This is a genomic window from Psychrobacillus faecigallinarum, from assembly GCF_014836595.1.
Taxonomy (GTDB): Bacteria; Bacillota; Bacilli; order Bacillales_A; family Planococcaceae; genus Psychrobacillus; species Psychrobacillus faecigallinarum.
The window spans coordinates 109127-134400 of the sequence record NZ_JACSQO010000005.1 but is presented as its reverse complement, the minus strand read 5'-3'; the positions used below and the strand labels follow the sequence as shown (position 1 = coordinate 134400).

Annotated in this window: 26 protein-coding genes, 1 pseudogene and 1 riboswitch; of the genes and pseudogenes, 14 read left to right on the top strand and 13 right to left on the bottom strand. The window is 37.1% G+C overall.

Annotation, left to right across the window (positions count from 1 at the left end; all coding sequences use genetic code 11):
* The first annotated feature begins 232 nt into the window (after positions 1-232).
* Complete coding sequence (locus tag H9650_RS11745) at positions 233-1672, top strand: DEAD/DEAH box helicase (protein WP_191697306.1); 1440 nt, start codon at positions 233-235, stop codon at positions 1670-1672.
* Positions 1673-1996: 324 nt separating this feature from the next.
* Here the strand turns inward: H9650_RS11745 and H9650_RS11740 are convergent, their stop codons facing one another.
* Positions 1997-2437 carry an NUDIX hydrolase gene (locus tag H9650_RS11740; RefSeq protein ID WP_191697305.1) on the bottom strand — a complete coding sequence of 147 codons (441 nt, stop codon included), beginning with the start codon at positions 2435-2437 and terminating at the stop codon, positions 1997-1999.
* A gap of 139 nt (positions 2438-2576) precedes the next feature.
* Between H9650_RS11740 and H9650_RS11735 the strand changes: the two genes are divergently transcribed.
* The 3 genes from H9650_RS11735 to H9650_RS11725 are packed head-to-tail and all read left to right on the top strand — an operon-like array spanning position 2577 to position 4522.
* A complete protein-coding gene (locus H9650_RS11735) occupies positions 2577-3665 on the top strand; it encodes an AI-2E family transporter (RefSeq protein ID WP_191697304.1) in 1089 nt (362 codons plus the stop codon).
* A gap of 11 nt (positions 3666-3676) precedes the next feature.
* Positions 3677-4123: a PH domain-containing protein gene (locus H9650_RS11730; protein ID WP_144538330.1), complete on the top strand. Its 447-nt coding sequence runs from the start codon at positions 3677-3679 to the stop codon at positions 4121-4123.
* A 9-nt stretch (positions 4124-4132) separates the two neighbouring features.
* Entirely contained in the window at positions 4133-4522 is a 390-nt protein-coding gene (locus tag H9650_RS11725) for a DnaJ family domain-containing protein (RefSeq protein ID WP_151111719.1), read from the top strand.
* Positions 4523-4777: 255 nt separating this feature from the next.
* Here H9650_RS11725 and H9650_RS11720 read toward each other — a convergent pair whose 3' ends face one another.
* The gene (locus tag H9650_RS11720) at positions 4778-4990 is read right to left on the bottom strand and encodes a hypothetical protein (protein WP_144538332.1); all 213 of its coding nucleotides are present in this window, start codon (positions 4988-4990) and stop codon (positions 4778-4780) included.
* Positions 4980-5294, bottom strand: a complete 315-nt coding sequence (locus H9650_RS11715; protein ID WP_144538333.1) for a DUF3243 domain-containing protein — start codon at positions 5292-5294, stop codon at positions 4980-4982. Before H9650_RS11715 ends, H9650_RS11720 begins: the two co-directional genes overlap by 11 nt.
* An 870-nt stretch (positions 5295-6164) precedes the next feature.
* Here H9650_RS11715 and H9650_RS11710 point away from each other — a divergent pair.
* Complete coding sequence (locus H9650_RS11710) at positions 6165-6512, top strand: DUF6054 family protein (protein WP_144538334.1); 348 nt, start codon at positions 6165-6167, stop codon at positions 6510-6512.
* Between the two features lie 145 nt (positions 6513-6657).
* Positions 6658-8814 (top strand): YhgE/Pip family protein, encoded by a 2157-nt coding sequence (locus H9650_RS11705; RefSeq protein ID WP_191697303.1) that lies wholly within the window; start codon positions 6658-6660, stop codon positions 8812-8814.
* A 67-nt stretch (positions 8815-8881) separates the two neighbouring features.
* On the opposite strand, the gene H9650_RS11700 is transcribed toward H9650_RS11705, so the two are convergent.
* The 5 genes from H9650_RS11700 to H9650_RS11680 all read right to left on the bottom strand — a co-directional run bounded on the left by H9650_RS11700 (position 8882) and on the right by H9650_RS11680 (position 14132).
* Positions 8882-9847: a DMT family transporter gene (locus H9650_RS11700; protein WP_191697302.1), complete on the bottom strand. Its 966-nt coding sequence runs from the start codon at positions 9845-9847 to the stop codon at positions 8882-8884.
* Positions 9848-9859: 12 nt separating this feature from the next.
* Entirely contained in the window at positions 9860-11086 is a 1227-nt protein-coding gene (gene pepT / locus H9650_RS11695) for a peptidase T (RefSeq protein ID WP_191697301.1), read from the bottom strand.
* Positions 11087-11119: 33 nt separating this feature from the next.
* Positions 11120-11773, bottom strand: coding sequence for a lysoplasmalogenase (locus H9650_RS11690; protein ID WP_191697300.1), 654 nt, complete (start codon positions 11771-11773; stop codon positions 11120-11122).
* 223 nt (positions 11774-11996) lie between these two features.
* The gene (locus H9650_RS11685) at positions 11997-12407 is read right to left on the bottom strand and encodes an RDD family protein (RefSeq protein WP_191697299.1); all 411 of its coding nucleotides are present in this window, start codon (positions 12405-12407) and stop codon (positions 11997-11999) included.
* Positions 12408-12434: 27 nt separating this feature from the next.
* Positions 12435-14132, bottom strand: a complete 1698-nt coding sequence (locus tag H9650_RS11680) for a M3 family oligoendopeptidase (protein WP_191697298.1) — start codon at positions 14130-14132, stop codon at positions 12435-12437.
* A 154-nt stretch (positions 14133-14286) separates the two neighbouring features.
* On the opposite strand from H9650_RS11680, the gene H9650_RS11675 reads away from it, so the two are divergent.
* Positions 14287-15036, top strand: a complete 750-nt coding sequence (locus H9650_RS11675; RefSeq protein ID WP_191697297.1) for a DUF2087 domain-containing protein — start codon at positions 14287-14289, stop codon at positions 15034-15036.
* A 157-nt stretch (positions 15037-15193) separates the two neighbouring features.
* Here H9650_RS11675 and H9650_RS11670 read toward each other — a convergent pair whose 3' ends face one another.
* Positions 15194-15781 (bottom strand): YdcF family protein, encoded by a 588-nt coding sequence (locus H9650_RS11670; RefSeq protein ID WP_191697296.1) that lies wholly within the window; start codon positions 15779-15781, stop codon positions 15194-15196.
* 13 nt (positions 15782-15794) lie between these two features.
* The gene (locus H9650_RS11665; RefSeq protein ID WP_151111701.1) at positions 15795-16436 is read right to left on the bottom strand and encodes a glycerol-3-phosphate acyltransferase; all 642 of its coding nucleotides are present in this window, start codon (positions 16434-16436) and stop codon (positions 15795-15797) included.
* 145 nt (positions 16437-16581) lie between these two features.
* Positions 16582-16697: riboswitch (SAM riboswitch) on the top strand.
* Between the two features lie 120 nt (positions 16698-16817).
* Here H9650_RS11665 and H9650_RS11660 point away from each other — a divergent pair.
* Both H9650_RS11660 and H9650_RS11655 read left to right on the top strand, forming a co-directional pair.
* Positions 16818-18110, top strand: coding sequence for an O-acetylhomoserine aminocarboxypropyltransferase/cysteine synthase family protein (locus H9650_RS11660; RefSeq protein ID WP_151111699.1), 1293 nt, complete (start codon positions 16818-16820; stop codon positions 18108-18110).
* Positions 18111-18233: 123 nt separating this feature from the next.
* Positions 18234-19220, top strand: coding sequence for a homoserine dehydrogenase (locus H9650_RS11655; protein WP_144538345.1), 987 nt, complete (start codon positions 18234-18236; stop codon positions 19218-19220).
* A 60-nt stretch (positions 19221-19280) separates the two neighbouring features.
* On the opposite strand, the gene H9650_RS11650 is transcribed toward H9650_RS11655, so the two are convergent.
* Positions 19281-19511, bottom strand: coding sequence for an excisionase family DNA-binding protein (locus H9650_RS11650; protein WP_144538346.1), 231 nt, complete (start codon positions 19509-19511; stop codon positions 19281-19283).
* Between the two features lie 94 nt (positions 19512-19605).
* Here H9650_RS11650 and H9650_RS20790 point away from each other — a divergent pair, with 94 nt between their 5' ends.
* From H9650_RS20790 to H9650_RS11625, 5 genes are all read left to right on the top strand, one after another.
* Entirely contained in the window at positions 19606-20490 is an 885-nt protein-coding gene (locus tag H9650_RS20790; protein ID WP_154311910.1) for a DMT family transporter, read from the top strand.
* Position 20491: 1 nt separating this feature from the next.
* Entirely contained in the window at positions 20492-21091 is a 600-nt protein-coding gene (locus H9650_RS11640; protein WP_225216046.1) for a CPBP family intramembrane glutamic endopeptidase, read from the top strand.
* Positions 21092-21241: 150 nt separating this feature from the next.
* Positions 21242-21691 carry a hypothetical protein gene (locus tag H9650_RS11635; RefSeq protein ID WP_191697295.1) on the top strand — a complete coding sequence of 150 codons (450 nt, stop codon included), beginning with the start codon at positions 21242-21244 and terminating at the stop codon, positions 21689-21691.
* A 113-nt stretch (positions 21692-21804) separates the two neighbouring features.
* Positions 21805-22329 (top strand): sigma-70 family RNA polymerase sigma factor, encoded by a 525-nt coding sequence (locus H9650_RS11630; RefSeq protein WP_154311908.1) that lies wholly within the window; start codon positions 21805-21807, stop codon positions 22327-22329.
* The gene (locus H9650_RS11625) at positions 22322-23674 is read left to right on the top strand and encodes a DUF4652 domain-containing protein (RefSeq protein WP_191697294.1); all 1353 of its coding nucleotides are present in this window, start codon (positions 22322-22324) and stop codon (positions 23672-23674) included. Before H9650_RS11630 ends, H9650_RS11625 begins: the two co-directional genes overlap by 8 nt.
* Before the next feature lie 220 nt (positions 23675-23894).
* Here H9650_RS11625 and H9650_RS11620 read toward each other — a convergent pair.
* A pseudogene (locus H9650_RS11620) lies at positions 23895-24239 on the bottom strand (YybH family protein); the annotation flags it as partial.
* Positions 24240-24462: 223 nt separating this feature from the next.
* On the bottom strand, positions 24463-25119 hold the full coding sequence (locus H9650_RS11615) for a LytTR family DNA-binding domain-containing protein (protein ID WP_191697293.1): 657 nt from the start codon (positions 25117-25119) through the stop codon (positions 24463-24465).
* Positions 25120-25274: the final 155 nt, after the last annotated feature.

Here is a 25274-nt window from a genome sequence, read left to right as displayed (position 1 = left end):
GTAATTATACCACAGTTCTATGATGAAAATTGTAGATTAAGATTATTAAAAAGAGTTTCCTTGCGAAAGCTGTCGAACTCTCTTTAGAATTTAAGGAGAAGTTTTGGGGAAGTATTAGAAATATAACCTATTTAGATATAACGTATAGATCCAAGGGTTTGAGAATTACGAATTTGTTCATGATATAAATAGATGGCAAGATAAAAAAGGTTTCATATAGAGGAGATAATGCATGATGCATTTTAAAGAATTTAAGTTAGATGATAAAATATTGCAAGCTATAGAACAATTAGGATATATAGAACCAACCGAGGTACAACAGAAGGTGATACCAGTAGCGTTGTCAAAGCAAGATATTCTAGTGAAATCCAAAACTGGTAGTGGTAAAACGGCAGCATTCGCTACACCTTTATGTGAGTTAGTGGACTGGGAAGAAAATAAGCCTCAGGCATTAGTGTTAACCCCAACAAGAGAGCTTGCAGTGCAGGTTCAAGAGGATATTACGAATATCGGTCGCTATAAGCGAATTAAAGGATTAGCGTTATATGGAAAATCGCCTTTTGCAAAACAAAAGCTGGCATTAAAACAAAAAACACATATTGTTGTAGGTACACCAGGTAGAGTGCTTGACCATATGGAAAAAGGAACATTGGATGTGTCCAAGATAGAATACTTAGTTATCGATGAAGCAGATGAAATGTTAAATATGGGCTTCCTTGATCAAGTGGAATCTATTATAAAGCTACTTCCTAAAAAACGAACTACGATGCTTTTTTCTGCTACTTTGTCGCAGGAAATAAAAACGTTAAGCGGCAAATATATGAATGATGCAGTATCAATAGAAATAGACGCGGGTGAAGAAGACGCCCCTAAAATTGAACACGTAAAATATGTAGTAAAAGATGATCAGAAGCTAGCATTTTTAGAAAAATTAACTATCGTAGAAAATCCTGATAGCTGTATTATCTTTTGCCGTACGAAAGAGCGCGTAGATCAGCTGGTAGATGCATTGGATCAAAAAGGTTATACAGCAGATAAGATTCATGGAGGCATGATGCAGGAGGATCGTTTTGAGGTAATGGACGATTTCCGAAGAGGAGAGTTCCGTTATTTGATAGCTACGGATGTTGCAGCCCGAGGTATAGATATTGAAGATATTACCCATGTAGTACATTATGATGTGCCATTAGAGCAAGAAAGCTATGTGCACCGGACAGGTAGAACAGGACGAGCAGGCAGAAGTGGAAAATCCATTATGCTAGCAACTCCTCACGAAGATAAATTTGTGAAAGAAATAGAAGCTTTTGTTGGCTTTGAAATTCCAAGTGGAAGTGAAATTAAGGCAGAAGCGGTGGTTCAGAATCGCGCCGCATTTGATTTGAAAATGCAGGAGCAGCCTGAATTTAAAAAATCGAAGGGCGAGCAGCTAAACGCTAATATTACTAAGTTATATTTCAATGGTGGGAAGAAGAAGAAAATCCGTGCAGTAGATTTTGTTGGAACAATAGCTAAAATTGAAGGCATTTCTGCGGATGATATAGGTATTATTACTATTCAAGATAATGTTTCTTACGTTGAAATCCTAAATGGAAAAGGTCCTCTTGTTTTGAAAAAGATGAGAAATACAACGATAAAGGGTAAACTTCTAAAAGTTCATATTGCTCATAAATAAAAAAGAGAAGGAATTTTCCTTCTCTTTTTTTAGTATGAAAGCAAATGCTTTTCAAATTTGTTTAGACTACTTGAAGAGGGCTGTGAATTTTTACTTGTTTTTGATAACGGAAATTATTCGGATTTAGATAACGCAAGACGAAGTGGGAAGTAGTAAAATTCCCAGGATTTGAATATAAAGATAAGTAGGCATATCATGAATAAGATAAAATAAGTCAGCATCCATTAGGCCGCTGACTTTTTACTAATTATTTTATTCTTTTGTATATTCTTGAATCAAAAGAGACAGATTCTCACCTAGTATGTTAAGTTTAACAACTAGTGATTAGAATAGCTCGTTCTCTATAAAGGTGCGGTAAGATGCTACAATACCTTCGGGCAAGTTATTTGGAGGGAAAAATTGAAGAGAGATTGTTTCCAAGCCATCTGGAGTAAGAATACCTTCAAATTCGTTTGTTTTGTAGACAGCTGTAACCGAATAGAAAGTATCTCCGTTTGGGTTTTCAATATAATAATCTTGACCAGAATAGACATGACATAGTGTAAGTTTACCTATACGCAAGCCTGTCTCCTCAAAGACCTCTCGGCGTGCAGTATCTTCCAAGCTTTCACCCAGCTCCATTAGACCGCCCGGCAGACCATAAACTCCTGTCGCTCTTTCTTGAAGTAGTATCTCTTTATTATTATTTAGTATTAGCACGACTGACCCAGGAAGTATAAGGGGCTGATGACCAACGTATTGGCGCAGTGTTTTATAGTATTCCAAAAGTCTTCCCCCCTCTCCAAATTAAGATTTATTAACAGTTTACTATAAAAATGTTACGATACGTATATAAGTGAAACTTACCTAAAGATAATGCGTATAGAATATTAAGTTAAACATACATTGAGGATGTGAAAGTTAGTTGACTAAAAAACTATGGTTTCAAGTTGGAACTGCAATTTTATTTACGTTATTGATTATTTTTATGTTCATGCAAGTTAAGTCTATTTTCTCTCCATTTATGATAATAGCTCAAGCAATTTTTATGCCGTTATTATTAGGAGGGGTGCTGTTCTATTTATCAAGACCTCTTCAAAAATGGCTAGAATCCAAAAAGTTTCCTAGGTGGGCAAGTATTATATCTATATTTATCGTAATCGGTCTACTTATATGGGGCTTTACAGCACTTGTAAGCCCCGTATTGACGAAACAGGTGAATGCCCTAGTAAATAATACGCCAGAAATGGTAGAAGAAATAGAAGATTTTATTAATTACACAATTTCTCAGAGAGAGAAAATAGGAGAACTACCAAAGGCACTCCAAGCAACTCTGGATAGCGCAAGCGGGAAAATTGAAACAATAGCAGTATCTGCCGGTGGTTTTATAGTTAAGTTTATCCAAAATGTATTCCAAGGAGTGTTTTTACTAGTTCTTGTACCATTCTTCCTTGTCTATATGTTGAAGGATCACGAGAAGTTTGTTCCTTTCATTACGCAGTTCTTTAAAGGTGAAAAGAAAATCTTCATACGTAAAACTTTATCGGATATTGACGATACACTTCGTTCTTATGTTCAAGGGCAATTGTTTGTTAGTTTTCTAGTGGGAGTTATGCTATTTATCGGATATACAGCTATTGGTCTAGAGTATGCATTACTGCTAGCACTGTTTGGGATGATTATGAATGTTATTCCTTTCTTAGGGCCGTATATATCATTAGTGCCTGCTCTCATTATTGCTTTAATTCAAGAGCCTAAGTTAGCTATCTATGTGGCAATTATTATGCTAGTTGCTCAGCAGATTGAAAGTAACTTCATTACGCCTAATGTAATGGGTAAATCATTGGATATTCATCCGTTAACGGTAATCACGATTATTTTAGCAGCAGGAAATATTGCCGGTCTTATGGGCATCATTTTAGGGGTACCAACCTATGCGGTAGTAAAAGCGATTTTGAAAAATATTTATGCCCACCGGGAAGGTATTAAGGACACAGCCACGAAATCTGTTTAGGAGGCGATGGGATGACCTTTAAATCTAAAATTGATAAAACCTTTACTTATATAATCATGAGTGCGATATCTATAGTAGCTCTTGCTACTCTGGTACCTGTAGTTTATGAACTATGGTCAGATAATGTAGATGTAAAAGCTGTAATTATTATTAGTTCATTGTTTGTCATGTGTGTTGCGTTTATTTTGTGGTTGACCTTTGATATTGAATACTCCTTCAAGGAGAATTATTTATTTATTAAAGGGGGACCATTCAGAAGTAAAATTCCATATGAAGATATTACGAAGGTCAATAAAACTTCACAGATTCTAGCTGGTTATCGGATTCTTTCTTCCAAGGATGCAATTGAGATTCACTATAAAAAAGCATCCCTTGGTAGTGTGATTATTTCGCCTAGTGAGCAACAGAAATTCTTATTAGTTTTGTCGGAAAAAGCTCCACATATCTCTTTGAAATGAGGATTAATGATGGACAAAGACGAATATATTCCTCCTGTGAATGATTTGATGGGGGACATTCTAAGGAACTATGAAAAAACTGGTGGGATGGAAAACTTAAAGGGCGCTGGAAAGCCGCTTTCTGAAGAGTATTTTAAGGGGGACATCTTTCAGCACTTTCAGAAAGTAGCTAAGGATGCCGGATATAAACCACATTGGCTCAAGCTACAGCATGAGATCCGTGATGAATTACAGCATATCGCTACGAAGTATGCACAGGGTCTTAATGAGGACCTGCACTTCCGAGTTACAAAGGTGAATGAAAAGATTTTAGCCTACAATAAATCCTGCCCACCTCCAATGCAAAAAAGTACGGTGAAATTAGAATCGGTAGAAAATGCATTAAACCGTTGGCATTAAGAAATAGTCTTACCTCGTGCACCTAAAATAATTAAATATATAAATCAATTAAGCGGGGTTATTTGGTTCTACTGGCGGCTATATTTTACCAACTTTTACAGCTGCGATATGTATTAGCTTTCTTTTAGACACATTAGGCTATAGTAAAAAAACAGCTATCGGTGCTAATATGCTTAGTATATTTATAATAAAAAAAAGAATGCTCCGAGGGGAACGGAGCATTCTTTTTTGTTGCTACTAGGAGCATTTTGAAACTTATCTTGGGGGAAATCGTTCTTCACTTGAAGAACGGTCTTTTGTGTGGGTATGATTTCTTTCATCTTGCACCTGTATGTTTAAATCCTCTACAGAAATTGCATCGACGGTTTGCATATCTTCATGCATATCAAACAGACTCATTTTCGTTGTCTTTACCCTATCGGGATTATCGAGTAAGCGACCATCTGATTCTTCCCGTCTATCCTTCATTTCTTGTAAGCTTTAAAAGCATATGACTAAGCGCATGTTGTTGATCTTTATCTGCACTTTTCCACAATTGCTGTAATAGGTGTTCTTCTCGGTTTTTCGGTTCTTCGTTAGCAGCAAGGTATCCAGCAACTTTTTCAGTAGCTTTCGCTAAAGTATCATCGCTAAGACCCATTTTTTCACCGATTCTCACTTTGTCAGATAGATAGTCCTTAAACGTAGTAAAGTTTTTTAGGATATCATTTTTTTCATCAGTACTGAAGCTTTCCAATGCGACTTCCACTTGTTTGTCTATTTTGCGATCCATTCTTTCTCACTCCTTTTTTTTGGATTGTTCTTAGCTATTCCCAAAGTTTTAGGGAATATGCATATTAGATTTTAATCAAATTTTTATAAAAAGTATAAGAGCTATAATTCCAAGTAAAAACCAAAATTTATAAATAGTTGACAACCCAATTGAAAATGATTATCATTATCGTATAGAGCTTGCTCAAATAGTGAGAAGGTTCTTACCAGCAACTTTTCTCCAAATTGTGGCTGAATTTTTGCAGACTTAACCCCCTCAACGTTAAGTTCGTGCATATTTTGAACGACATCCTAAGTGATGTCGTTTTTTTTATGAATTTTTTACCTCGCCTGGCTTTCAAGGTTAGTTGGAATAGTAGCGGTGGGATTGTATCTTCAATTTTTTAATGTTATCTGGATTGTGAATAACAGAATGAACCAGACATAAAAGAAAGCAAAACAGGACAAATTATAAGGAAATGTGAAGGTATTAATGGATAGCGAGTGGACAATGACATTAAGAGATCGATCATTAGGTGATGATTAAAAAAGATTTGAAATTGTAGATGCATTCCCAATTAACTTTTATAGCGATAAATTTTTTCATGGAAGTGCAAGTAATAATAATCATATATTATTGATGAAGCAGGAGCAGTAGGAAAGGCTATTATAAAGATCCTTGTCCAATTTGTTTGTATATTAATTATTATGAGCGATTCAACAGTAGTTATTTACGAGAAAATGGAATGAACCGCATGACAATTTTATAGCCTACCTAAAGATTGCAATTAGGATGCTGATTATTTTTTGCGCTAAATCAAAATAGATACTTCCGTTAGTATTTGGAACCTTTTACCTTTTTAACCGTAAATTTAGAAAGGGGGAGTTTACAATGAAAGATGTGCGAGATTTTTATGTGAAAATTACACCTATTAATGCTCTGAGAGTGATAGAAGAATCAATTGTTACAGGGTCTATTTCTGGTAAGGTTCTAGACGTTTATAAACGTTCTGTGGGAAGTCAAGAGGTTGTTGTTTGTGTAATAGAAAAATTTTATTATAGAACTAGCAATAGAGCTTCTCTAACTATTACATTGGATAACCTAGAAGGAGACACAAAAGTTCATGCTGTTGCCTCTGGAGGAGGACAAGGGGCTTTTCTCCGTTTTGATTGGGGAGCTGGTGGAGACTTTGTGAATAGTGTCCGAAGAGCATTGGAAAATCATATTGTAGAACAGTGATATTTTGATATTTGTAGTCTATTATTACTATTCAACAAAAATAATGAAAAATCTAAAAATTTAAAATATAATTAATGTAGAAATAAAAATGAATGGCCATTCATTTTTTATTTCTGCATTTTTTAATTTAAATAGGGGGTTATGTATGGGTGCGTTCCAAATGTTAGGCAAGGAGTTATCCAAGTTAACAGAGAAAAAAGGGGTGTTATTTTCACTAATTGGAGTTTTGTTAATTCCAGTAGTCTATGTAGCTGTTTTGTTATCTGCTACTTGGGGACCGTATGACAATCTTGACAATTTACCAGTGGCATTTGTTAATAATGATGCCGGCGCTGAATCAGGGGGAGCTCCAATAAATGTGGGGAATGATTTAGTGGCAGACTTGAAGAAAAATCCTTCACTTGGTTGGAACTTTGTATCGAAGGAAGAAGCTGAAAAGGGGCTGAAGAGTCAGAAGTATTATATGGCAATTGAAATTCCAGAGGATTTTTCTAGAAAAGTAACGACTGTACTTGATGCTAATCCAGAGGTGGCAGAAGTAATTTATACTCAAAATGAAGGTTTAAATTTCATGGCTGCTCAGGTAACCAAAAGTGCAACAGAAAAAATTCGAGAACAGCTAGGAAACAAAATTACTGAGACTTACACCAAAACATTATTTGCTAGATTTGGTGATATTTCTAATGGATTCGCTTCGGGAGCAGATGGTTCTAGCAAACTATATGAGGGGACTGCTAATCTTTCCGCAGGTACGAGTCAATTATTACAATCTCTAAATGAGAAGTCTGGAGATATCCAAAAGCTAGCATCTGGAGCTAAGACAGCCGAGGATGGCGCTAGCCAATTACTTAGTTCGATTAAAGGCGGAGAGAAAGATATTAAAAGGTTGGCTGCAGGTTCAAAAGAGGTTGTTCAAGGCATAGACTCTCTTAAAGCAGGATCTGACCAAGTACTAAATGGATTAAAGACCGTTAGTACAGGGAGTACAACATTATCGACAGGCTTAGAGAAACAGTTAAAGCCAGGAGCGGAGCAGTTAGCAGGCGGAATGGCTAAAGTGACGGAATCCACGAAAACGCTTTCAGGAGGTTCTCAAGGGTTAACAGAAGGTTTGAAAGGTTATTTAGCAAAACATCCTGAGCTTGCAACAGATGTTGAGTTTATGACTCTTGTTGGTACGAGTGATGCGATTACAAAAGGTCTTGCTCAATTTGATCAACAGGTTCAGCCGTTAAAGCAGGGAGCAGATGCATTAGTGGCAGGAGCGACTCAGCTAACCATTGGATCTAAGCAGCTGGATGCTGGTATCAATCAATTAGTGGAAGGGCAAACAGCAGCTAATGCTGGAATTACTCGACTAAAAACAGGAGCAAATCAGGTAGCAAATGGAAATGCTACTGTAGCTAGTTCTTGGACGAAGATTGGAAATGCAGTAAACGACTTAAAAGCAGGACTTACACAAATTAGTGATGGAAACCAAACTGTTGCGGTTGGTTGGGAGACGATGACTTTAGGTGTAACATCACTAAATGATGGTGCTAATCAATTGCAATCTGGAAGTCAGGAGCTTCAAACTGGTTTAGCTGGTGGAGCTGATCAGGTTAGCGGTATTCAAGTGAGTGAAGCCAACATTACTAAATTCTCTAATCCAGTTAGCTTTAAAGGTGAAACGGTGAATAGCTATAACTATTATCGCGATTCTACGGCCCCATACATTATTTCTTTAGCTTTATTTGTTGGCATTTTAATATTATCATTTATAGTTGACTTCAAACGTCCCGTTACTTTACCTGGTTCACTGTTTAGTTGGTACGCAAGTAAACTAATGCAGCTTTCATTATTTGCTATAGCACAAGGTCTAATGGTATCCTTATTTTCATTATTCATTTTAAAGCTTCAAGTAAATAACGTTGGATTGTTTATATTGTTTACAATCTTTGTTAGCTTGGCGTTTATGTCTATTATTTTCTTCTTAGTGGCAATAGGAGGAAACATTGGTCGCTTTATCGCTCTAGCTTTCATCGTACTTCAGCTTTCTACAACAGGATCCAATCTGCCGATACCTATGTTACCGGAAAATTTACAGGCACTTAGTAAGTTTTTACCGCTGACATACTCAAATGCAGGTCTGAAAGCTGTTATTTCTTTAGGTGATCCTGGATTTATGATGGCAAATGCATTTGTGCTTCTAATCTGCCTAGTAGCATTCCTTGTACTCACGTTTATCGTATTTGCTGTTAGCTACAAGCATGTAGCTCGCTACATCGCAGAAAAAAACCAAGTGGCAGAAGCTACAGTGTAACAAGGAGTTAATCAAAATATAAAAAGAGACACTCGTCAAAGGACTTAACGAGTGTCTCTTATTTTTTCTAGTTATCTGGCCTAGTATTAGAAGTTATCAGTTTAGTACTTTGAACCGTTGTATAGTAGCAGTGTAATACCATACCGAAGATAATAACTCCTAAGCCTACTAATGCTAAGGCAGGAGGTAAAGGGATACTTAATAAAATCATTTCTCCAATTATTACAAAGATAATTTCTGTAGATTGTGTAGCCTCCACTGCCGCTAATTTTCCTTGGTTGTTTCGTACTCGATCGGTTGCCATAAAAAAGAGGGTGGTAGCGATAACTCCAGAGCTAACTCCCACGATAAAGGACTGAAATACTTGACTGCTGGAAGGAAGTCCTACAGTAAAGGCTGCATAGAGAGCAAGTATAATCCATAATGGCATAGAAGCAATAGTCATTCCAAGGACTCTTTGAAATGTATCAAGCCTGCCTTCTAAGTGCTCCATCATCTTTCGATTTCCGAGTGGATAAGCAAAAGTGGCTATTAGAACGGGTAAAACTCCTAAAAGCAACATGCTCCCGTTTAAGTTTTGGACATCAGGTACTTGTATAAGTACAATACCTACCAAAATAATCAAAGATATAAGAAGGGACACCCGTGGAATCCTCTGCCTTATGAGTCGATCTCCAACCTTTACAAGGAAAAAGGGGGCTAATAATACTCCTGAGACTATGGTAAATTGCCACATTCCAGAAATCAGCCAGCCAGGACCATAGGCAGCGGCAAAGGTTAAAGGAGCGTAGAACAAACCAAATCCTACAAAACTCCAGATTAACCAAGTTAATGGAGCAATTTTAAGCTCCTTAACCATAGTTGGTAATCCATTTCTAAAGAAAACAATGAAGAATAAAAATGGGACCATAAAAAAGTAACGAAGAGAAGAGCTCCAAAGCCAGCTCCCCCCCGATACTTCCATAGAACGATTAAGTATAAATGTAACAGCAAAAAATAGTGAGGCTAGAATTCCTAATAATATTTCACGCATGGAAGCACCTACTTAGGCCTGTTTTTCAAAAGATTGAATGATTCCCTTCATCACTTCTGTAGCCTTTTCCATTGCATCTACAGAGATATACTCGTATTTTCCGTGATAGTTTTCTCCACCTGTAAAAATATTTGGAGTTGGCATACCCATGAAGGAAAGCTGAGAACCATCTGTTCCTCCGCGAATAGGAATGATTAATGGTTCAATATCTAATGCAACCATAACATTCTTCGCTATATCCACAATTTCCATAACAGGGGTAATTTTTTCGCCCATATTATAGTATTGGTCTTTTACGTCAACAGTAATTGCTTTCTCTCCATATTCGGCTATAATTTTTTCTGCAGTATCTTGGAAAAGCTGTTTTTTAGCTTCAAATTTTTCGCGATCATGATCACGAATAATGTAGCTTAACTCAGATTTTTCTACATCTCCATTAAAATTCATCAGATGAATAAATCCTTCATTTCCATCTGTTTTTTCTGGCACGGCATCTGTAGGCATATGAGACTGGAATTTAGTAGCCATTGTAATGGAATTCACCATTTTTCCCTTAGCAGAGCCAGGGTGCACACTCTTACCATGAGTGGTCACTTTAACGCCAGCTGCATTGAAGCTTTCATACTGCAGTTCCCCAAGTGGACCTCCGTCCATTGTGTACGCATATTTTGCTTCGAATCTCTCTACATCAAATTTATGTGGCCCACGACCAATTTCCTCATCTGGTGTAAATGCTACACGGATTTTCCCATGTTTAACTTCCGGATTTTGCAGGAAGTATTCCATAGCAGTCATAATAATAGCGATTCCTGCTTTGTTATCAGCACCTAGTAAAGTTGTTCCATCTGTAGTCATCAATGTCTGACCTACATACTGTTTTAGTTCTGGAAAGTCTGTAACAGACATTACAGTATGATCATTTAGTTGAATATCCTGTCCATCATAGTTTTCGATTAGCTGAGGATTTACGTTTTTGCCTGTGTAGTCTGTTGCTGTATCCACATGTGCTAAGAAGCCAATTGTAGCCACTTCTTTATCTGTGTTAGCAGGAAGAGAAGCAAATAAGTAACCATTCTCATCTAATGTTATTTCTTCCATTCCAAGCTCTGCTAATTCCTTCTCCAATAAATGAAGTAGGTCCCATTGACCTTCGGTAGAAGGGCAAGAAGTGCTCGAAGCGTTGGATTGAGTATCTATTTTTGCGTATCTGGTTAAGCGTTCAATCAGTATTTCTTTCATGTTAAAATCTCCTCCAATATGCAAAGCATATGTTTATTTTAACAGATTATTCCGTGTAGCGGAATAATGGGAAATTATACTGAATGCAAATAGAAATTGTGCTCCGTAATATGAAAGCATTACTAGCGCATGCTCATAAGGAACGTCTATTATAAATTTGTTAATTGCAAGAATAGAGTCAGAGAATATAAACAAAGTAGCACCAATAATGACGAATTTATTCCCTGTTTGGAAAGCGTTCCATCCCATAGTTAATATCACTGCTATGTAGAGAACTACAGCAACAGCTAAAATGGTTTCCTTTTCTGACCATAACGTTCCTGCTAGCCAAATGGTCATAATGAGACCATATATTAATAATAATGCGGCTGCCCACTTAGGAATTGAATGTTTCTTAATTTTTCTAAAGGCAAAAATGTAAATAATATGTCCAATCAAAAATGTGATGAGACCAACTATAAACCAATAAATTAATCCATCTGCAAGCATACATACAAAAAGTCCTAAAATAATGAGTGTTTTATAAATCTTTGGCAAACCAGGCGCTTGATGGAACGCAAATAAAATAATAAGCAACATAGGAATTAATTTGAACGTGATTTTTAATCCAACTGGATCATGAGGAATCAAGAATATATAGATGATTCCCATTAACGCAATAGCAATGGATAAGATTTTACTCCACATAACTGCACCCCTTTAAATTTGTTATTTACAAATATTTTCCTGATATTGTATGAGGTCCTAGTCTAATAAATTCTATATAACCACACTAAAAGGACTGAGACATGCTGTCCCAGTCCTATACTTCGGACACTAGAGATCAAATCTCAAAAAGCTGAGACCGCTCACCGCTCGGGAACTGCCTCTTCGCTTTTCTAAATTTGCTTGCCGGGGCAGATATAGGCGTTTAATCTTCATAATAAGGAGGATTATGTGTTACATAAGTTCCCCCTATAAAATCATGAAGAGCTCGCTTATCTTCACGTAAACCTACCATGAAGGCACTTACAATGACACCAATACCTAAAGTCAACCCATAAAGAAGCCCTGCGATTAAATCTCTCTTTACCATCGTCCAAATATCTACATTAGATCCGTCTATCTGGACGATTCGAATACCTGTGATTCTTTTACCTACCGTATATCCCACCCAAAAAATAGGTACTGCAAAGGAATAGAATGTCTGACCAATTGTGGTAAGCCAAGTATCACCTTCTCCTAAAAATATGAAGCTAATTAGTGATAACGGTATTCCAATAATAATTGCATCTAACAGACTTGCCCAAAAGCGTATCCAAAAACCAGCAGGATTTCTCATAAAGTATAAACCCCTTACTTTCTAATATTAAAGAGCAGCGTCGTTTACGCTATTTAAGTAATCTTCAATCGTACCAATAACTGATTCCACGCAACCTTCTTCAAAAGGAGAAATGAGATGAGCTTCCTCTACAAGCTTGGTGAAGGACATAGAGCCTCCTAATTTACAAAGGTGTAAATAATCTCTCCACGCGGCTTCACGATCCTCTCTGGAACGTTTCCAAAATTGGAATGCACAAATCTGCGCCAATGTGTAATCAATGTAATAGAAAGGACTTGCGTATATATGTCCCTGACGGTGCCAGAAGCCACCAGCTTCGTAATAACTGTTGCCATCATAATCACGGTGAGGTACGTAAATTTGTTCAATATTTCTCCACGTGGCCTTTCTTTCTGCAGGAGTCATTTCTGGATTTTCATATATAGCGTGCTGGAACTCGTCTACAGCTACTCCATAAGGCAAGAAGAGAAGCCCACTGCTTAAATGAGCAAATTTATATTTTTCTGTTTGGTCTTTGAAGAAAAGTTCCATCCAAGGCCAAGTAAAAAACTCCATACTCATCGAGTGAATTTCACAGGATTCGAAGGTTGGCCAAATATATTCCGGAATCCCAATGTTGCGACTAGTATATACCTGGAATGCATGACCTGCTTCGTGAGTAAGAACATCAATATCTCCTGAGGTTCCATTGAAGTTAGAGAAGATATATGGAGACTCATAGTCATCTACAAACGTACAATAGCCGCCAGCTTCTTTCCCTTTTTTAGCTTCTAAATCCATCAAGTCACGATCGATCATAAATTGAAAGAACTCAGCTGTCTCTGGAGATAGCTCTTCATACATTTTCTTCCCATTATCAATAATCCATTGTGGAGAGCCTTGTGGAGTAGCATTCCCTGTTAAGAAGTTAAGTGGTTCATCGTAAAATTTAAGTTTATCTACTCCAATGCGGTTAGCCTGTCTTTCATATAGCTTATTTGCAAGAGGAACAATGTGATCACGTACTTGGTCACGGAATTTTTTAACCATTTCCGCGTTATAGTCGATTCGATTCATACGAACATAGCCAAGCTCAACAAAGTTTTTATAGCCTAGTGTAGTTGCGATTTCATGACGAATTTTAACAAGTTGATCATAAATACTATCAAATTTTTCTTCGTTTTCTTGAAAGAATCCAGCTGAAGCTTCTCTAGCCTTTTTTCTTACTTCACGATCAGTAGACTCCGTAAATTTTCCGAGTTGTGCGAGTGTATATTTTTCCCCTTCAAACTCGACTTCGGCCGATGCAACAAGCTTAGAGTAGTCAGAAGTTAGTTTATTCTCCTTTTGCATTAAACTGATTACCTCTGAAGAGAACCCCTTGATTTGAAAGTCCGCAAGATCAAATAGTTGGCTACCCCATTTCTGTTCCAATACGTTTCTATATGGGGAATTTACTAGAACTTTATAGTATTCCGTTACAAGCTCATCTACCTCAGGGCTAATTTCATCAAAGAAATCTCGTTCTTTTTGATAAAATTCATCGTTTGTGTCAATAGAAGCTCGAATATAAACAAGGTTAGCCTGAGTAGAAAAATTGTTGCGAATTGCATTTATTTCTTCAATCACCGAGTTCTGCTCTTCAACAGATGTTGCTTCCTTCATTTTAGCCAATAGTTCATGAAAAGCCATCTTCATTTCTTGTAAATCTGGTCTCTTATATTTGTATTCCTTAAATGTAACCAACGTATTTCCCCCTATATATATATTAATCTATTCCTTCTAATTGTTTATTATTTTCAGATAAATTGCAACTTATAATTTAACTTGTTTTATTATAGATAATAATATAATATGTTTGTAAATAAATAAACATATTAAGGAGTTGTTTGTATTAGTCATGATAGAAAAATTTTGGGAAGTTACCATTGAAGAGATGAAAAAGGGATACGTGGAAGAAACAAACGTTTTTCAGTGTTTGCTATGTGGGGAACAGATAGAAAAGGGTGTCATCTACCCGGAGAATAATGTGTTATATGAAGCTGAGAAGTTTATGATTCGTCATATCGGCAACAAACATGTGTCAATTTTTGAGTATTTAAGTGGTTTAAACAAAAAGCTAACGGGCTTGACCGAACATCAAAACAGTCTGATTCGTCTATTTTTTGAGGGGAAGAGTGATTTAGAGATCCAAAAGGAGCTAGGAATAGGGAGTGCCTCAACTATTCGAAATCATCGGTTTGTTCTAAAGGAAAAGGAAAGACAGGCGAAAATATTTTTAACAATGATGGAACTGTTGAAGGAAAGAGATAATCATGCCCCTGCATTCCTGCCTGTTCACAAGAATGCAACCATGGTGGATGATCGCTACAATATCACGGAAGAAGAACAAGCTGAACTCGAAAGCAAATTTTTTCCCGAGGGGATTAACGGACCAATGCTAAAATTTCCGAAAAAGGAAAAACAAAAGCTTTCAACACTTAGAGTTATTATTCAACGTTTTGAACAAGAGAAAAATTACACTGAAAAAGAAATAAATACGATCTTAAAAAATGTCTATGAGGATTATGTGACGTTAAGACGTTATTTAATCGAGTATGGGTTTTTAGATAGAAAAGATGATGGCAGCACTTATTGGGTGAAGGATTAACGATGAATTAAAAAGAGCCTCAAGTAAACTCTGCAAGAGCTTATAGTGGATAGAAAGATACAGAGGAGAATCGATGTAACAAAGGGAGCTCGGATAAAGAAGTCAATCCGTTCTTTTAGCTAGGGAGAGATTATAATTTTTGCATCTCTCCCTTTTATTATTTTCCAGATACAAAGGTTTTGAGCAAGGCAGCCCTTTCACGTAATCGCAATTTTGACTCTGAAATTAGTGGTGTCTTAGCAGCAACCACATCTGCATTCCATCCTATTCCTTCTGCAATAATCTTTGCCCGTTGTAGATGAAAATCACTCGTAATAATTGTGACAGAGGTAACGCTATCGGGTAGAAGCTGTTGGGAGAACAGAAGGTTTTCATACGTAGAAGTGGATTGATCTTCTACGATTATTCGACTCTCGGGGATTCCATTCTCCATGAGATATTCCTTCATAACCACTGCTTCCTCTATATCCTCGTCCGGTCCTTGTCCTCCAGTCACAACGAGCTTTACATTATGATATGTGTTTGCATATTCTAGTGCAGCCTCTAGACGATATCGTAGTGCAAGAGAAGGAATCTGGCCTTGTTTAACCTTGGCCCCTAACACAATTGCGTATTCATTGGAACCGTTTGCCTTAGGTTTTAATCCATCCTCTAGCCATTTGCTTGTAAGCATCCACATACCGACTCCACTAGTTGCCATTATTATTAAAGGAACTAGCACAATCCACCTCTTTTTTTTGCTCATTTAACCACTCCTTTTACAGTGATGGCTTTTTTTTCTTCATAACAGAGGAAATCTTTACTTCTTCTTTTCGAATTAACCGCTGAACATTCTCTATATGTAAGAACGACGCCATTAGAAATAGAAATCCTGCAACTATGATTGGACCTATTCCATCTGCGGTCCATATAGAGGCTCCTATAAAGATAAGGTAGAAAAAGAATACACCTATCAATAAATAATCAGTCAAAAGTGTGATGCAGATTAACAATAATAGTCCTGCTAATCCAATCGGCCAATGTAACGCTAGCAGTACTCCAATGATGGAAGCTGTGCCTTTACCGCCTTTAAATTTTGTGTAAATAGGAAAGTTATGCCCTAAGATTACAGCAGCACCAGCTATATAAAGCAAAAAATCATGCTCAGAGGTACTAAGTGAGGTCAGCTGCGGAGCAATTAATCTTGCCCCAATAATCATAATTGCGCCTTTTAAAATATCTATGGCTCCTACTAAAACGCCATACTTCCATCCAAGCACTATGGTGGCGTTGGAAGCTCCTGAATTATTTAAGCCTTCTTTTTTTATATTAACACCACTCATCCATTGGGCTAATTTTGATCCATGAATCGAACCAACTAAGTAGCCTATTAAAAGAATGCTAACACTCCAAATAATCATTCTATGACACCCCCAAAAATAATATTCTATCTATTATATTAAACGATTATAAAATGATGAAGTTTCAGAATTTTATATAAAATAACTTGACTTATAAATAACGGAGGATTTATACTGTGTAACAAGATGGAACACTAATCTAATACTCTTATCAAGAGTGGCGGAGGGAATAGGCCCTACGATGCCCGGCAACCACCAAGTTCTTTTACTTGGAAAGGTGCTAAATCCTACAAATTCTTTTATGAATTTGGAAGATAAGAGGAGGAACATGTCAATTTGACCCCTCTTCTTAAGTGAAGAGGGGTTTTTACATTGGCAGTTCTATAATCCTCTCCCGCCTCCAAGCATCCATCTAATCTACTAATAACGGAGGAATTCAAAATGACAAATCTTCAAAAAGAAACACTTCTATTGCATGGTGGACAACAACCGGATCCAGTCACAGGATCAAGAGCGGTACCGATTCACAAAACAACCTCATATGTATTTCAAAACACTGAGCATGCTCAAAATCTATTTGCATTAAAAGAGACTGGTAACATCTATTCCCGAATAACAAACCCAACAGTTGATGTTTTTGAGCAAAGAATTGCATTACTTGAAGGAGGTACTGCCGCAGTGGCCCTTTCATCAGGGATGGCAGCCATTGCATTTTCTATTTTAAATATTGCAGGCGCTGGAGATGAAATTATCGCAGCTGAAAACTTATATGGAGGGACCTTTAATCTTTTTGCTCATACACTTCCTCGCTATGGAATTACTGTAAAGTTTATAGATTCAACGGATCCTGAGAATTTCAGATCAGCAGTTACTGAGAAGACAAAAGGTTTTTTTGCTGAAATTATTGGAAATCCAAGCTTAAATGTACTGGATGTGGAGCAGGTAGCTACCATTGCGAACGAAGTGGGGGTTCCATTACTAGTAGATAATACTTTCGCTACTCCGTTTGGTTCAAATCCAATTGAGCATGGCGCTCATATAGTTATCCATTCGGCGACAAAATGGATTGGAGGTCACGGTACAACAATTGGTGGAGTAGTAGTTGATGGAGGTAACTTCAACTGGAATTCTGAAAAATTCCCGGGCTTTACAGAGCCAGACGTAACCTATCATGGTTTGCGCTACGGAATCGATGTTCCAGGCGTGGCATTTGCTATAAAGCTAAGAGTCCAGTTGCTACGTGATTTTGGTCCTTCTCTAAGCCCAGAAGCAGCTTTCTCCTTTCTTCAAGGATTAGAAACACTTCACTTACGAGTGCCAAGACATAACGAAAATGCCCAGAAAATTGCGGAGTACTTAAATGACAATGAGGAAGTTTCATGGGTTAACTATTTAGGGCTTGAAAGCCATCCTACACATGAACTTGCTAAAAAGTATTTAAAGAATGGATACGGTTCTATTTTGACATTTGGAGCAAAGGGAGGTAGAGAAGCAGGTAGACATATTATCGATAATATAGAGATTTGGTCACATGTAGCAAATGTGGGAGACGCAAAATCTCTAATTATTCATCCAGCTTCCACTACTCACCAACAACTTACACCGGAGGATTTAGTAAAAACAGGGGTTACAGAGGATCTAATTCGCTTGTCTGTAGGCTTGGAGGCAGTAGAAGATTTACAAGAAGCACTCGGAAAAGTACTTTTAGAGAAAACAAATGTCCTCTCTAGATAGAATTTTGTTGTTAATTGAGTGGAAATAGTCTACAATATGTAAAATAGTCAATTAGTTAATTGAAATTTTATTCAAGTACGATTATTTAAATTCAATTGTACAGATTCATTTGGAGGAGACAGCATGGCAAAAATAAAAGCAGCAATCTTAGGATTTGGAACAGTCGGCCAAGGGATTTATCACATTGTGAATGAAAAACGAGAAGACTTAAAAAAGTCATTAGGATTGGACATCGAAATTTGTGCGATTCTCATTAATAATTTAGCTAAAGAAAGACCCGAGACCCCAGGCGTATTAGTGACAGATGACTTTGAGGATATTGAAAATATTCCTGGGCTTCAAGTAGTTTTTGAAGCAATAGTTAACGAAGAGCCGGCTTATAGCTATTTATGTAGAGCGATAGACAAGGGCTGTCACGTCATTACAGCAAATAAGGTCATGTTCTCAAAATATAGTATCCCATTGCAGGAACGTGCAAAGTCACGAGGAGTTTTTGTAGGGTATGAGGCGACCACTGCAGGTGGAGTCCCAATTATTAAGACATTAAAAAATCTACTTCAAGTAAACTCAGTGAAAAAGATTCAAGGCATTTTAAACGGAACGTCCAATTATATTTTGACACAAATGCGTTTAGAAGAATCTCCATTTGAAGATGCGTTAAAAGAAGCACAGTTATTAGGGTATGCGGAGGCAGATCCTTACAATGATATCTCTGGTCAGGATGCATTTCGCAAATTAATGATTTTAAGTGCATTAGCGTTTGGAAAACAGCCTGATTGGAACGAGGTACGTGTAGTAGGTATCGATGAAATTACATTAGAGGATGTGCGTAAAGCGAAGGATACCGGGCTCCGTTACCGCCATGTGGCAGAAATCGAACAGGATGAAAACGGAGAGCTTTATGCTTCAGTAGGACCTCAATTAGTGGGACCAGATCATCCGTTATATGCTATTGAAGGTGTAAATAATGCTGTATCCTTAGATACGAACTATATTGGAACACTAACATTGGTAGGACCTGGAGCTGGTATGTATCCTACTGCTAGTGTAATGGTAGAGGATTATGCAGAGATCATTGGAAAACGCGCAGGTTTTTTCATTACTATATAAAAAAACAAAAGGACATTTCCCAAGGAAACGTCCTTTTTGTTTGATGTATGCTTAAAACTGTTAGTCTTCGTCTTTAACGTCTATGTCTTCTGGAATAGGAGTGTTTCGCCACTCGTCGATTTGGCGTTTCAATTCTTCCACTTGCTCTAAATGGGTTTCGAACTGTGCACTATTGACGACATACTGCTCTCCGTCAAAGACAGCACGTATCTTTTTTTCGGCTATATACCTTTTGACCTGATCAAGTGGCATAGACAAGAAATCAGCCGTTTCTTCTACTGTCATGTACATGTACAAATCCCTCCTACATATTAGTATAATAGAGAAAAAGAAGTAACTCAACGCTCCTACTTATATTTTAGTGATAGCAGAAAGGATGAAATGAGTGACTGTTATACCATACATATTCGTATTACTCGGTGCCATGCTTTGGGGAACGACAGGCACTGCCCAAACATTTTTACCAGATAATGCACACCCATTTATTATTAGCGCAGGGCGTTCAGCAACGGGAGGAATTCCTTTACTGATCGTTATGATTTTACTAAAAAAATTTAAGTTTCGCTCTTGGCCATGGAAAGAAACATTATACGCTGCTATTTGCATATCCCTGTTTCAATTATTATTTTTCTCATCGGTTCGTTTAACAGGAGTGGCGATTGCTAGTGTGGTGGCTATAGGAAGTGCACCGGTATTCTCCGGAATGGTTGAGTGGATCTTCTTTAAAATGAGACCGACAAGAGTATGGGGTCTCTCTACTGGACTAGCAATAGTAGGCTGTCTGTTTTTATTTTTAACGAAGGGTGAAGTCACTATAGATCCCGTCGGCATTTCGTATTCACTGATCGCCGGACTTATTTTTGCCTTTTATACATTAACAAGCAAATCTCTTTTGCAAAAGGAAGAAGCGATACCCGTGGTAGCGATGACATTCTCGCTTAGTGCGTTTCTGTTAACACCATTTCTCTTTGTGTATGACATAAGTTGGCTAGCTGATGCAGGGAACGTGGGAATCATCTTCTATTTAGGATTAGCTACAACAAGCGTGGCCTACGTTTTGTATGGTTGGGGTCTTCGCAAAATCCCAGCCTCCTCTGCACTGACCTTGTCTCTAGCAGAGCCGACTACAGCAGCCCTTCTTGGTGTGGTTGTCGTAGGTGAGATATTGAGTGCTACTTCTTGGGTCGGTATTGGCCTCCTGCTTGGAAGTATTGTCATTCTGACTGTAGGCAGTAAAGCAAACAAAGAGTCGAAACAGGTGGAGGTATAGGTTGAAAAATGTAAGCGAAAGACAAGTAAATCACATGAATCTGAAGAGTGCTATACCAGCATTTATGGGCTTGAATCTATGTTGCTTGGCAATCCTCCTTTTTATGGTGATAGAAGACTATTTGGCACTTTCAAGCGTCTTATCATTTAATGAAGTTTCGAAAATGATTATCTTAATAATCTTCGCATCGATTGTTTTAACCCTATATGGAATTTTACTTACCTATTTAACTTCAGCAGAACATATAAATGATACGAATAAGGGATATCAAAACAACTCGATTTTTATTATTGTCTCGTTTATGTTTGTAGCTGCACTTTTTGAGGAACTACTTTTTCGAGGAATTATCCAAAATGTCTTGTTTTTAACCTTGGAACATCAATGGCTTGCAATTATTTTAACTGCTTTTTTGTTTATTGCATTTCACATACAGTACTATAGGAAGCCGTGGATGCTGCTAAATATCACAGTTCCAAGCTTAGTGTTAGGCTGGAGTTATTTTTATACAGACAATTTATTGGTCCCTTTATTTATTCATTTTGTAAACAATGTTGGTATTACGATATTATTTAAATTTAATGTGATAAAACTAAAATCTTAATTGGAACCGCAGCCTTTTAAAAGGGGCTGTGTTTTTTGTTTTCAGGGAAAGGTGAATGAGTGCGACTTGTTGAATAATATAAAAAGAAGTTCTAATCAGGAGAGGAAAGCTTGTTTTATATTGTGGCTCCAAAAGGGAGGAGGTTGGACGATGAAGAACATATTCGCATCAATCATTTATTTTATTGTCTCAATTGCTTTCTTTCTCCACTTACTTTATGATTCACGCGAATATTTACGAATTGATCCAACTTTATACTTTTTATCAGCTTCGATACCTTTAATATTATTATCGTATGTTCATATTTATATAGTGTCGATGGATGAAAAAGAAAAACTCTTTAAAACGATCATATCGTGCTTAATTGGAATTGGTTGCATTACTTTGTTCTATGAAATTGTTAAGCCTAATTATACGTATGTAGAAGCACAGGAAATAGTGGAGAGGGAGTACAAGGTAGAGGTAATAGAAAATTTTTTAACCACATCAATTCAAATTGAAACTGGAAAAGAAGTTTATTCTATAAAAGCTATTCAGGATTCAAAAAAAATTTCATTAGTGTTTAACCCATATACAAAAGAGATAACCATTCTAAAGTAACAAGCTGTTTCGAATATATATCGGAGCAGCTTTTGTTAATATATCCACATTTTAAAACGTGCGAGTAGGGAGCCTCGTCTATTAGTAAAAGGTAATGGGAAGGGGGATGGGAAGTGAACGGTTATCTAGAGGAACAGAGATTTCAGCAGGTCATGCAGGAGCATATGGATTATTTGCTGAAGCTTGCCTATTTATATGTAAAGGAATGGTCGGCAGCAGAGGATATTGTTCAAGAGGTTTTTTTGACCTTTTATCAAAAATTCGAGCAGTTTGAGGAACGTGCATCCTTGAAGACGTATCTTGGACGAATGACCATTAACCGATGCAAGGACTATTTAAAGAGCTGGCGATATCGAACTCATATATTAACTAATTCATTTAAGACACCATCTAAAAAATCAAGAAATCGAATCGTAGAAAACGATGAAAAGTCAGAACTGGCAGAGTCCGTGCTGGAACTGCCCTTAAAATATCGCGAGGTTATCATTCATTACTATTTTGAAGAGTTATCAGTGCTGGAGATTTCACAGCTATTGACCATTTCAGATAATACTATAAAGACAAGACTCAGGAAGGCCAGGGCACTTTTGAAGGAAAAATTAAAGCATGGTGAATGGGAGGTGCTTATACATGAATGATATCAAACGACAACTGCTATTGAAAATAGGGGACACCTCTGACCGGGCTGCTAGAGTGCAGGAACAAATCCAAAAGAATAAGAGAAAGCGCGTAAAAAGAAAACCAGAGCGATTAACCTATTATGCAACTATTCTTGCGTTTCTCGGCATGATAACTGTCGCTAGTATATTAATAATTCCTAACTTTTTAACCGAAAAGCAAGCGCAGCCTTCAGAGGAATCACCTATGACGGTTACTCCTAACGAAGAAAACAAAGAGGAACCGAATCAGGAAGAAGACCTTACTTGGACTTTAAGAGAGTATTTCCCGAGCAATAGCAAATCTGTATTTGCAGGAGGATATGAGGATAGTGGTTCTACTATAGATACAATTTGGATCAATCAATTCTATATAAAACAAATAAAAAGTAATGCAGGAGAAACTTTCGAAAGTATTTATCGAATAAAAGAAAATAAGTTGGAACTAGTGTACAGAGAAGTGATGGAGGCTACTTCTTCAACAAATATGACATTCGAAGAGCTAGAGTCCCTGCCTACCATAGAAATAATTTTAGAAGCGCCTTTTCAAGCAGGAGATCAATATGGGTATGGAGGTACACTTGGTGAAGGAGTTATTGTTTCATTAAATGAAGAGATTACAACTCCCTTAGGCACCTTTACCGACGTCATGGTAGTAGAAACAACCGCAGATGCTTATCGTGCTAGAAGCTACTATGCTCCAAATTATGGGTATATAAAAGGAATATCTGAATACTGGGATGAAGAGAAAGGCGATTATGTGATTGGGTTAACAGAGGATATTACAGAATTTAAGCATACTAAGGAGAATGATGATGTTGACAACAAAACTCCAGAGTCATTTGCAAAGACTATAAAATCTGATTACAAACCTGAGTTCCACTCTACTTGGGTACCTTCTCCAAATGGTGGACTTCGAGCGACAATCGAAGGTCTTGGAGAACAAGCAGGAGAGGAGGGCATTGGCACACTAGTGATTGAAAGCATTGAAACAAAAGATTCGCTTATTTTTAAACTGCTTGAGGCAGAGCAAAACAGTCAGTATACACCAAAAGAAGTAGCGTGGATTGACGAACAACGATTATTTGTGATTATCGGATATGGATACGGAATGGTAACAGCTGGTGGAAAGCTGTACATGTTGGATATCGAGAAGAATGAAGTGAAACCAATTATTACAGATTTAACTAACAAGGAAGAGGTTATGTCTGTAAAGGTTAATGAAGACGGAACTTTCACATACCATTTGCATGTATATGATACAGATGCCATGGAAAGTTCTGAGAGTCATATAGAAGAAGAAACATTGCCTTTACCAAAGCCTTGAGAGAGGGTGTGATTATCCCTCTCTTTTAATCTAATTTGTTTGTGTTCTGAAGATTATCTAGCTTTCTAGAAATCTCTTTTAATAGTTCATTGCGCTCTTTGCTCGAATGAACCAATGTAATGACAAACCAGATAATAAAAATCCAAAATGCAAAGAAAAGAATAAGAGGGATAATTGCAATAATTGTATTAATATACTTCTCCTCCTTTACTATTTTATTGCTTAAATGCTCATGAATGAGTAACCACCTTCCTTCTTCCTTCACGAACACATTCGTAGCTCTACCTTCTCCACTTGAATACTCTCCATTGATGTACCCTTCATAAAAGTAAGTATAAATACAAGTGGCTGAAGTTTCACCTTGATGAAGCCAGTATACATTGCGAGCTTCATAGTTTTCGTCTTTTACAATGGTCCAAGCATTTTCAAAATAAGTCTGAATTGCTTGATGAGTGGTACAGGTTTGATCAGAAAAAAAATAAACGGCATCTTTGTGCAATACTTTTTGTACTTCTTCAAAGTTGTGGGTATTAGTTGCTGCTATATAAGTGTTCAATATTTCCATGATTATCCTCCAAATATGTATTATTTTTATAATATAGAAAACTTTTCGTGAAAACAACCGAGGTTTGAAACTAAAAAGGAGCTTCCAATTGGCAGCTCCTTTTGTTTATGTCCATTTAGCGAGATTTATGACCGCATAAAAAATTTTATGACCGTTCATAAGGAAAATATGACCGTATAGATTTTTTTATGACCGGATACAAGTATTTATGACCGTTCAGCTTTCAAAATCCCAAAACGTTCCTAACCTCCGCCATATAAGATTGGCTAACGGGTAATTCCGTACCGTTCGTTAATACAACTAATAAATTTGATGAAAAGTCTCGAATGATTCGATCAATAAAGGAGATGTTGACGATATAAGAGCGATGTATACGTATAAAATTATCGGGTAGCCGCTTTTGAAGATCCTTTAAAGGAATAGTTGTTTTATACGTCTCTCCGTCTGCGTAAAACCAGGTCTTCTTTTGCAAACTTTCCATGTATTCTATTTTTTCAATGGGCACTGGCTTCCATTCATCTTCCTTTTTTCCTGTAAGAAATCGAAAGGGTTGAAACTTCTTCACGCTATGTTGTGGAGGGAGTATTACAACTAATACTGCATCTTCGCCATTAATCTCTATTGGGTATCCCACCCCGTAATAAGGTATATGAAACAATTTATCGTCTAACACAGCTTCCGCTCTGCATCCACTCTTCAAAACTACATCTGCAATACTTCCTGGCTGTACCTTCTGTCCTTCTTTTAACTGGAGATCATGCTCTCCTGCGTAGTAATAGATGTACTGGTCTTTAACGGCAATTGCGATGGAAGCCTCCTTAGGAATCCACTCCTCTAGCAGGCTACTATATCTCTTTAATTGGTTTTTCGTTATTTCCATTTATACACCTCCAAGGTCAATTATTTGCATTCATCCATCCTATTTCTAATTCATCCCTTTAAAAAAGCAACCTATCCAAAAACCGATACAGAATAATTCCTTCTGTTATATATTAGATTACAAGAAACACAGCTGTTATGATACAGTAAAAAAGA

Coding starts and splice junctions, on each gene's coding strand:
- H9650_RS11730 (WP_144538330.1), top strand. CDS start 3,677: ATGACCTTTAAATCTAAAATTGATAAAACCTTTACTTATATAATCATG.
- H9650_RS11725 (WP_151111719.1), top strand. CDS start 4,133: ATGGACAAAGACGAATATATTCCTCCTGTGAATGATTTGATGGGGGAC.
- H9650_RS11720 (WP_144538332.1), bottom strand. CDS start 4,990: ATGAAGGATAGACGGGAAGAATCAGATGGTCGCTTACTCGATAATCCC.
- H9650_RS11675 (WP_191697297.1), top strand. CDS start 14,287: ATGATAGAAAAATTTTGGGAAGTTACCATTGAAGAGATGAAAAAGGGA.
- H9650_RS11710 (WP_144538334.1), top strand. CDS start 6,165: ATGAAAGATGTGCGAGATTTTTATGTGAAAATTACACCTATTAATGCT.
- H9650_RS11635 (WP_191697295.1), top strand. CDS start 21,242: ATGAAGAACATATTCGCATCAATCATTTATTTTATTGTCTCAATTGCT.
- H9650_RS11625 (WP_191697294.1), top strand. CDS start 22,322: ATGAATGATATCAAACGACAACTGCTATTGAAAATAGGGGACACCTCT.
- pepT (WP_191697301.1), bottom strand. CDS start 11,086: ATGAAAGAAATACTGATTGAACGCTTAACCAGATACGCAAAAATAGAT.
- H9650_RS11745 (WP_191697306.1), top strand. CDS start 233: ATGATGCATTTTAAAGAATTTAAGTTAGATGATAAAATATTGCAAGCT.
- H9650_RS11690 (WP_191697300.1), bottom strand. CDS start 11,773: ATGTGGAGTAAAATCTTATCCATTGCTATTGCGTTAATGGGAATCATC.
- H9650_RS11670 (WP_191697296.1), bottom strand. CDS start 15,781: ATGAGCAAAAAAAAGAGGTGGATTGTGCTAGTTCCTTTAATAATAATG.
- H9650_RS11705 (WP_191697303.1), top strand. CDS start 6,658: ATGGGTGCGTTCCAAATGTTAGGCAAGGAGTTATCCAAGTTAACAGAG.
- H9650_RS11655 (WP_144538345.1), top strand. CDS start 18,234: ATGGCAAAAATAAAAGCAGCAATCTTAGGATTTGGAACAGTCGGCCAA.
- H9650_RS11650 (WP_144538346.1), bottom strand. CDS start 19,511: ATGTACATGACAGTAGAAGAAACGGCTGATTTCTTGTCTATGCCACTT.
- H9650_RS11700 (WP_191697302.1), bottom strand. CDS start 9,847: ATGCGTGAAATATTATTAGGAATTCTAGCCTCACTATTTTTTGCTGTT.
- H9650_RS11660 (WP_151111699.1), top strand. CDS start 16,818: ATGACAAATCTTCAAAAAGAAACACTTCTATTGCATGGTGGACAACAA.
- H9650_RS11665 (WP_151111701.1), bottom strand. CDS start 16,436: ATGATTATTTGGAGTGTTAGCATTCTTTTAATAGGCTACTTAGTTGGT.
- H9650_RS11685 (WP_191697299.1), bottom strand. CDS start 12,407: ATGAGAAATCCTGCTGGTTTTTGGATACGCTTTTGGGCAAGTCTGTTA.
- H9650_RS11715 (WP_144538333.1), bottom strand. CDS start 5,294: ATGGATCGCAAAATAGACAAACAAGTGGAAGTCGCATTGGAAAGCTTC.
- H9650_RS11615 (WP_191697293.1), bottom strand. CDS start 25,119: ATGGAAATAACGAAAAACCAATTAAAGAGATATAGTAGCCTGCTAGAG.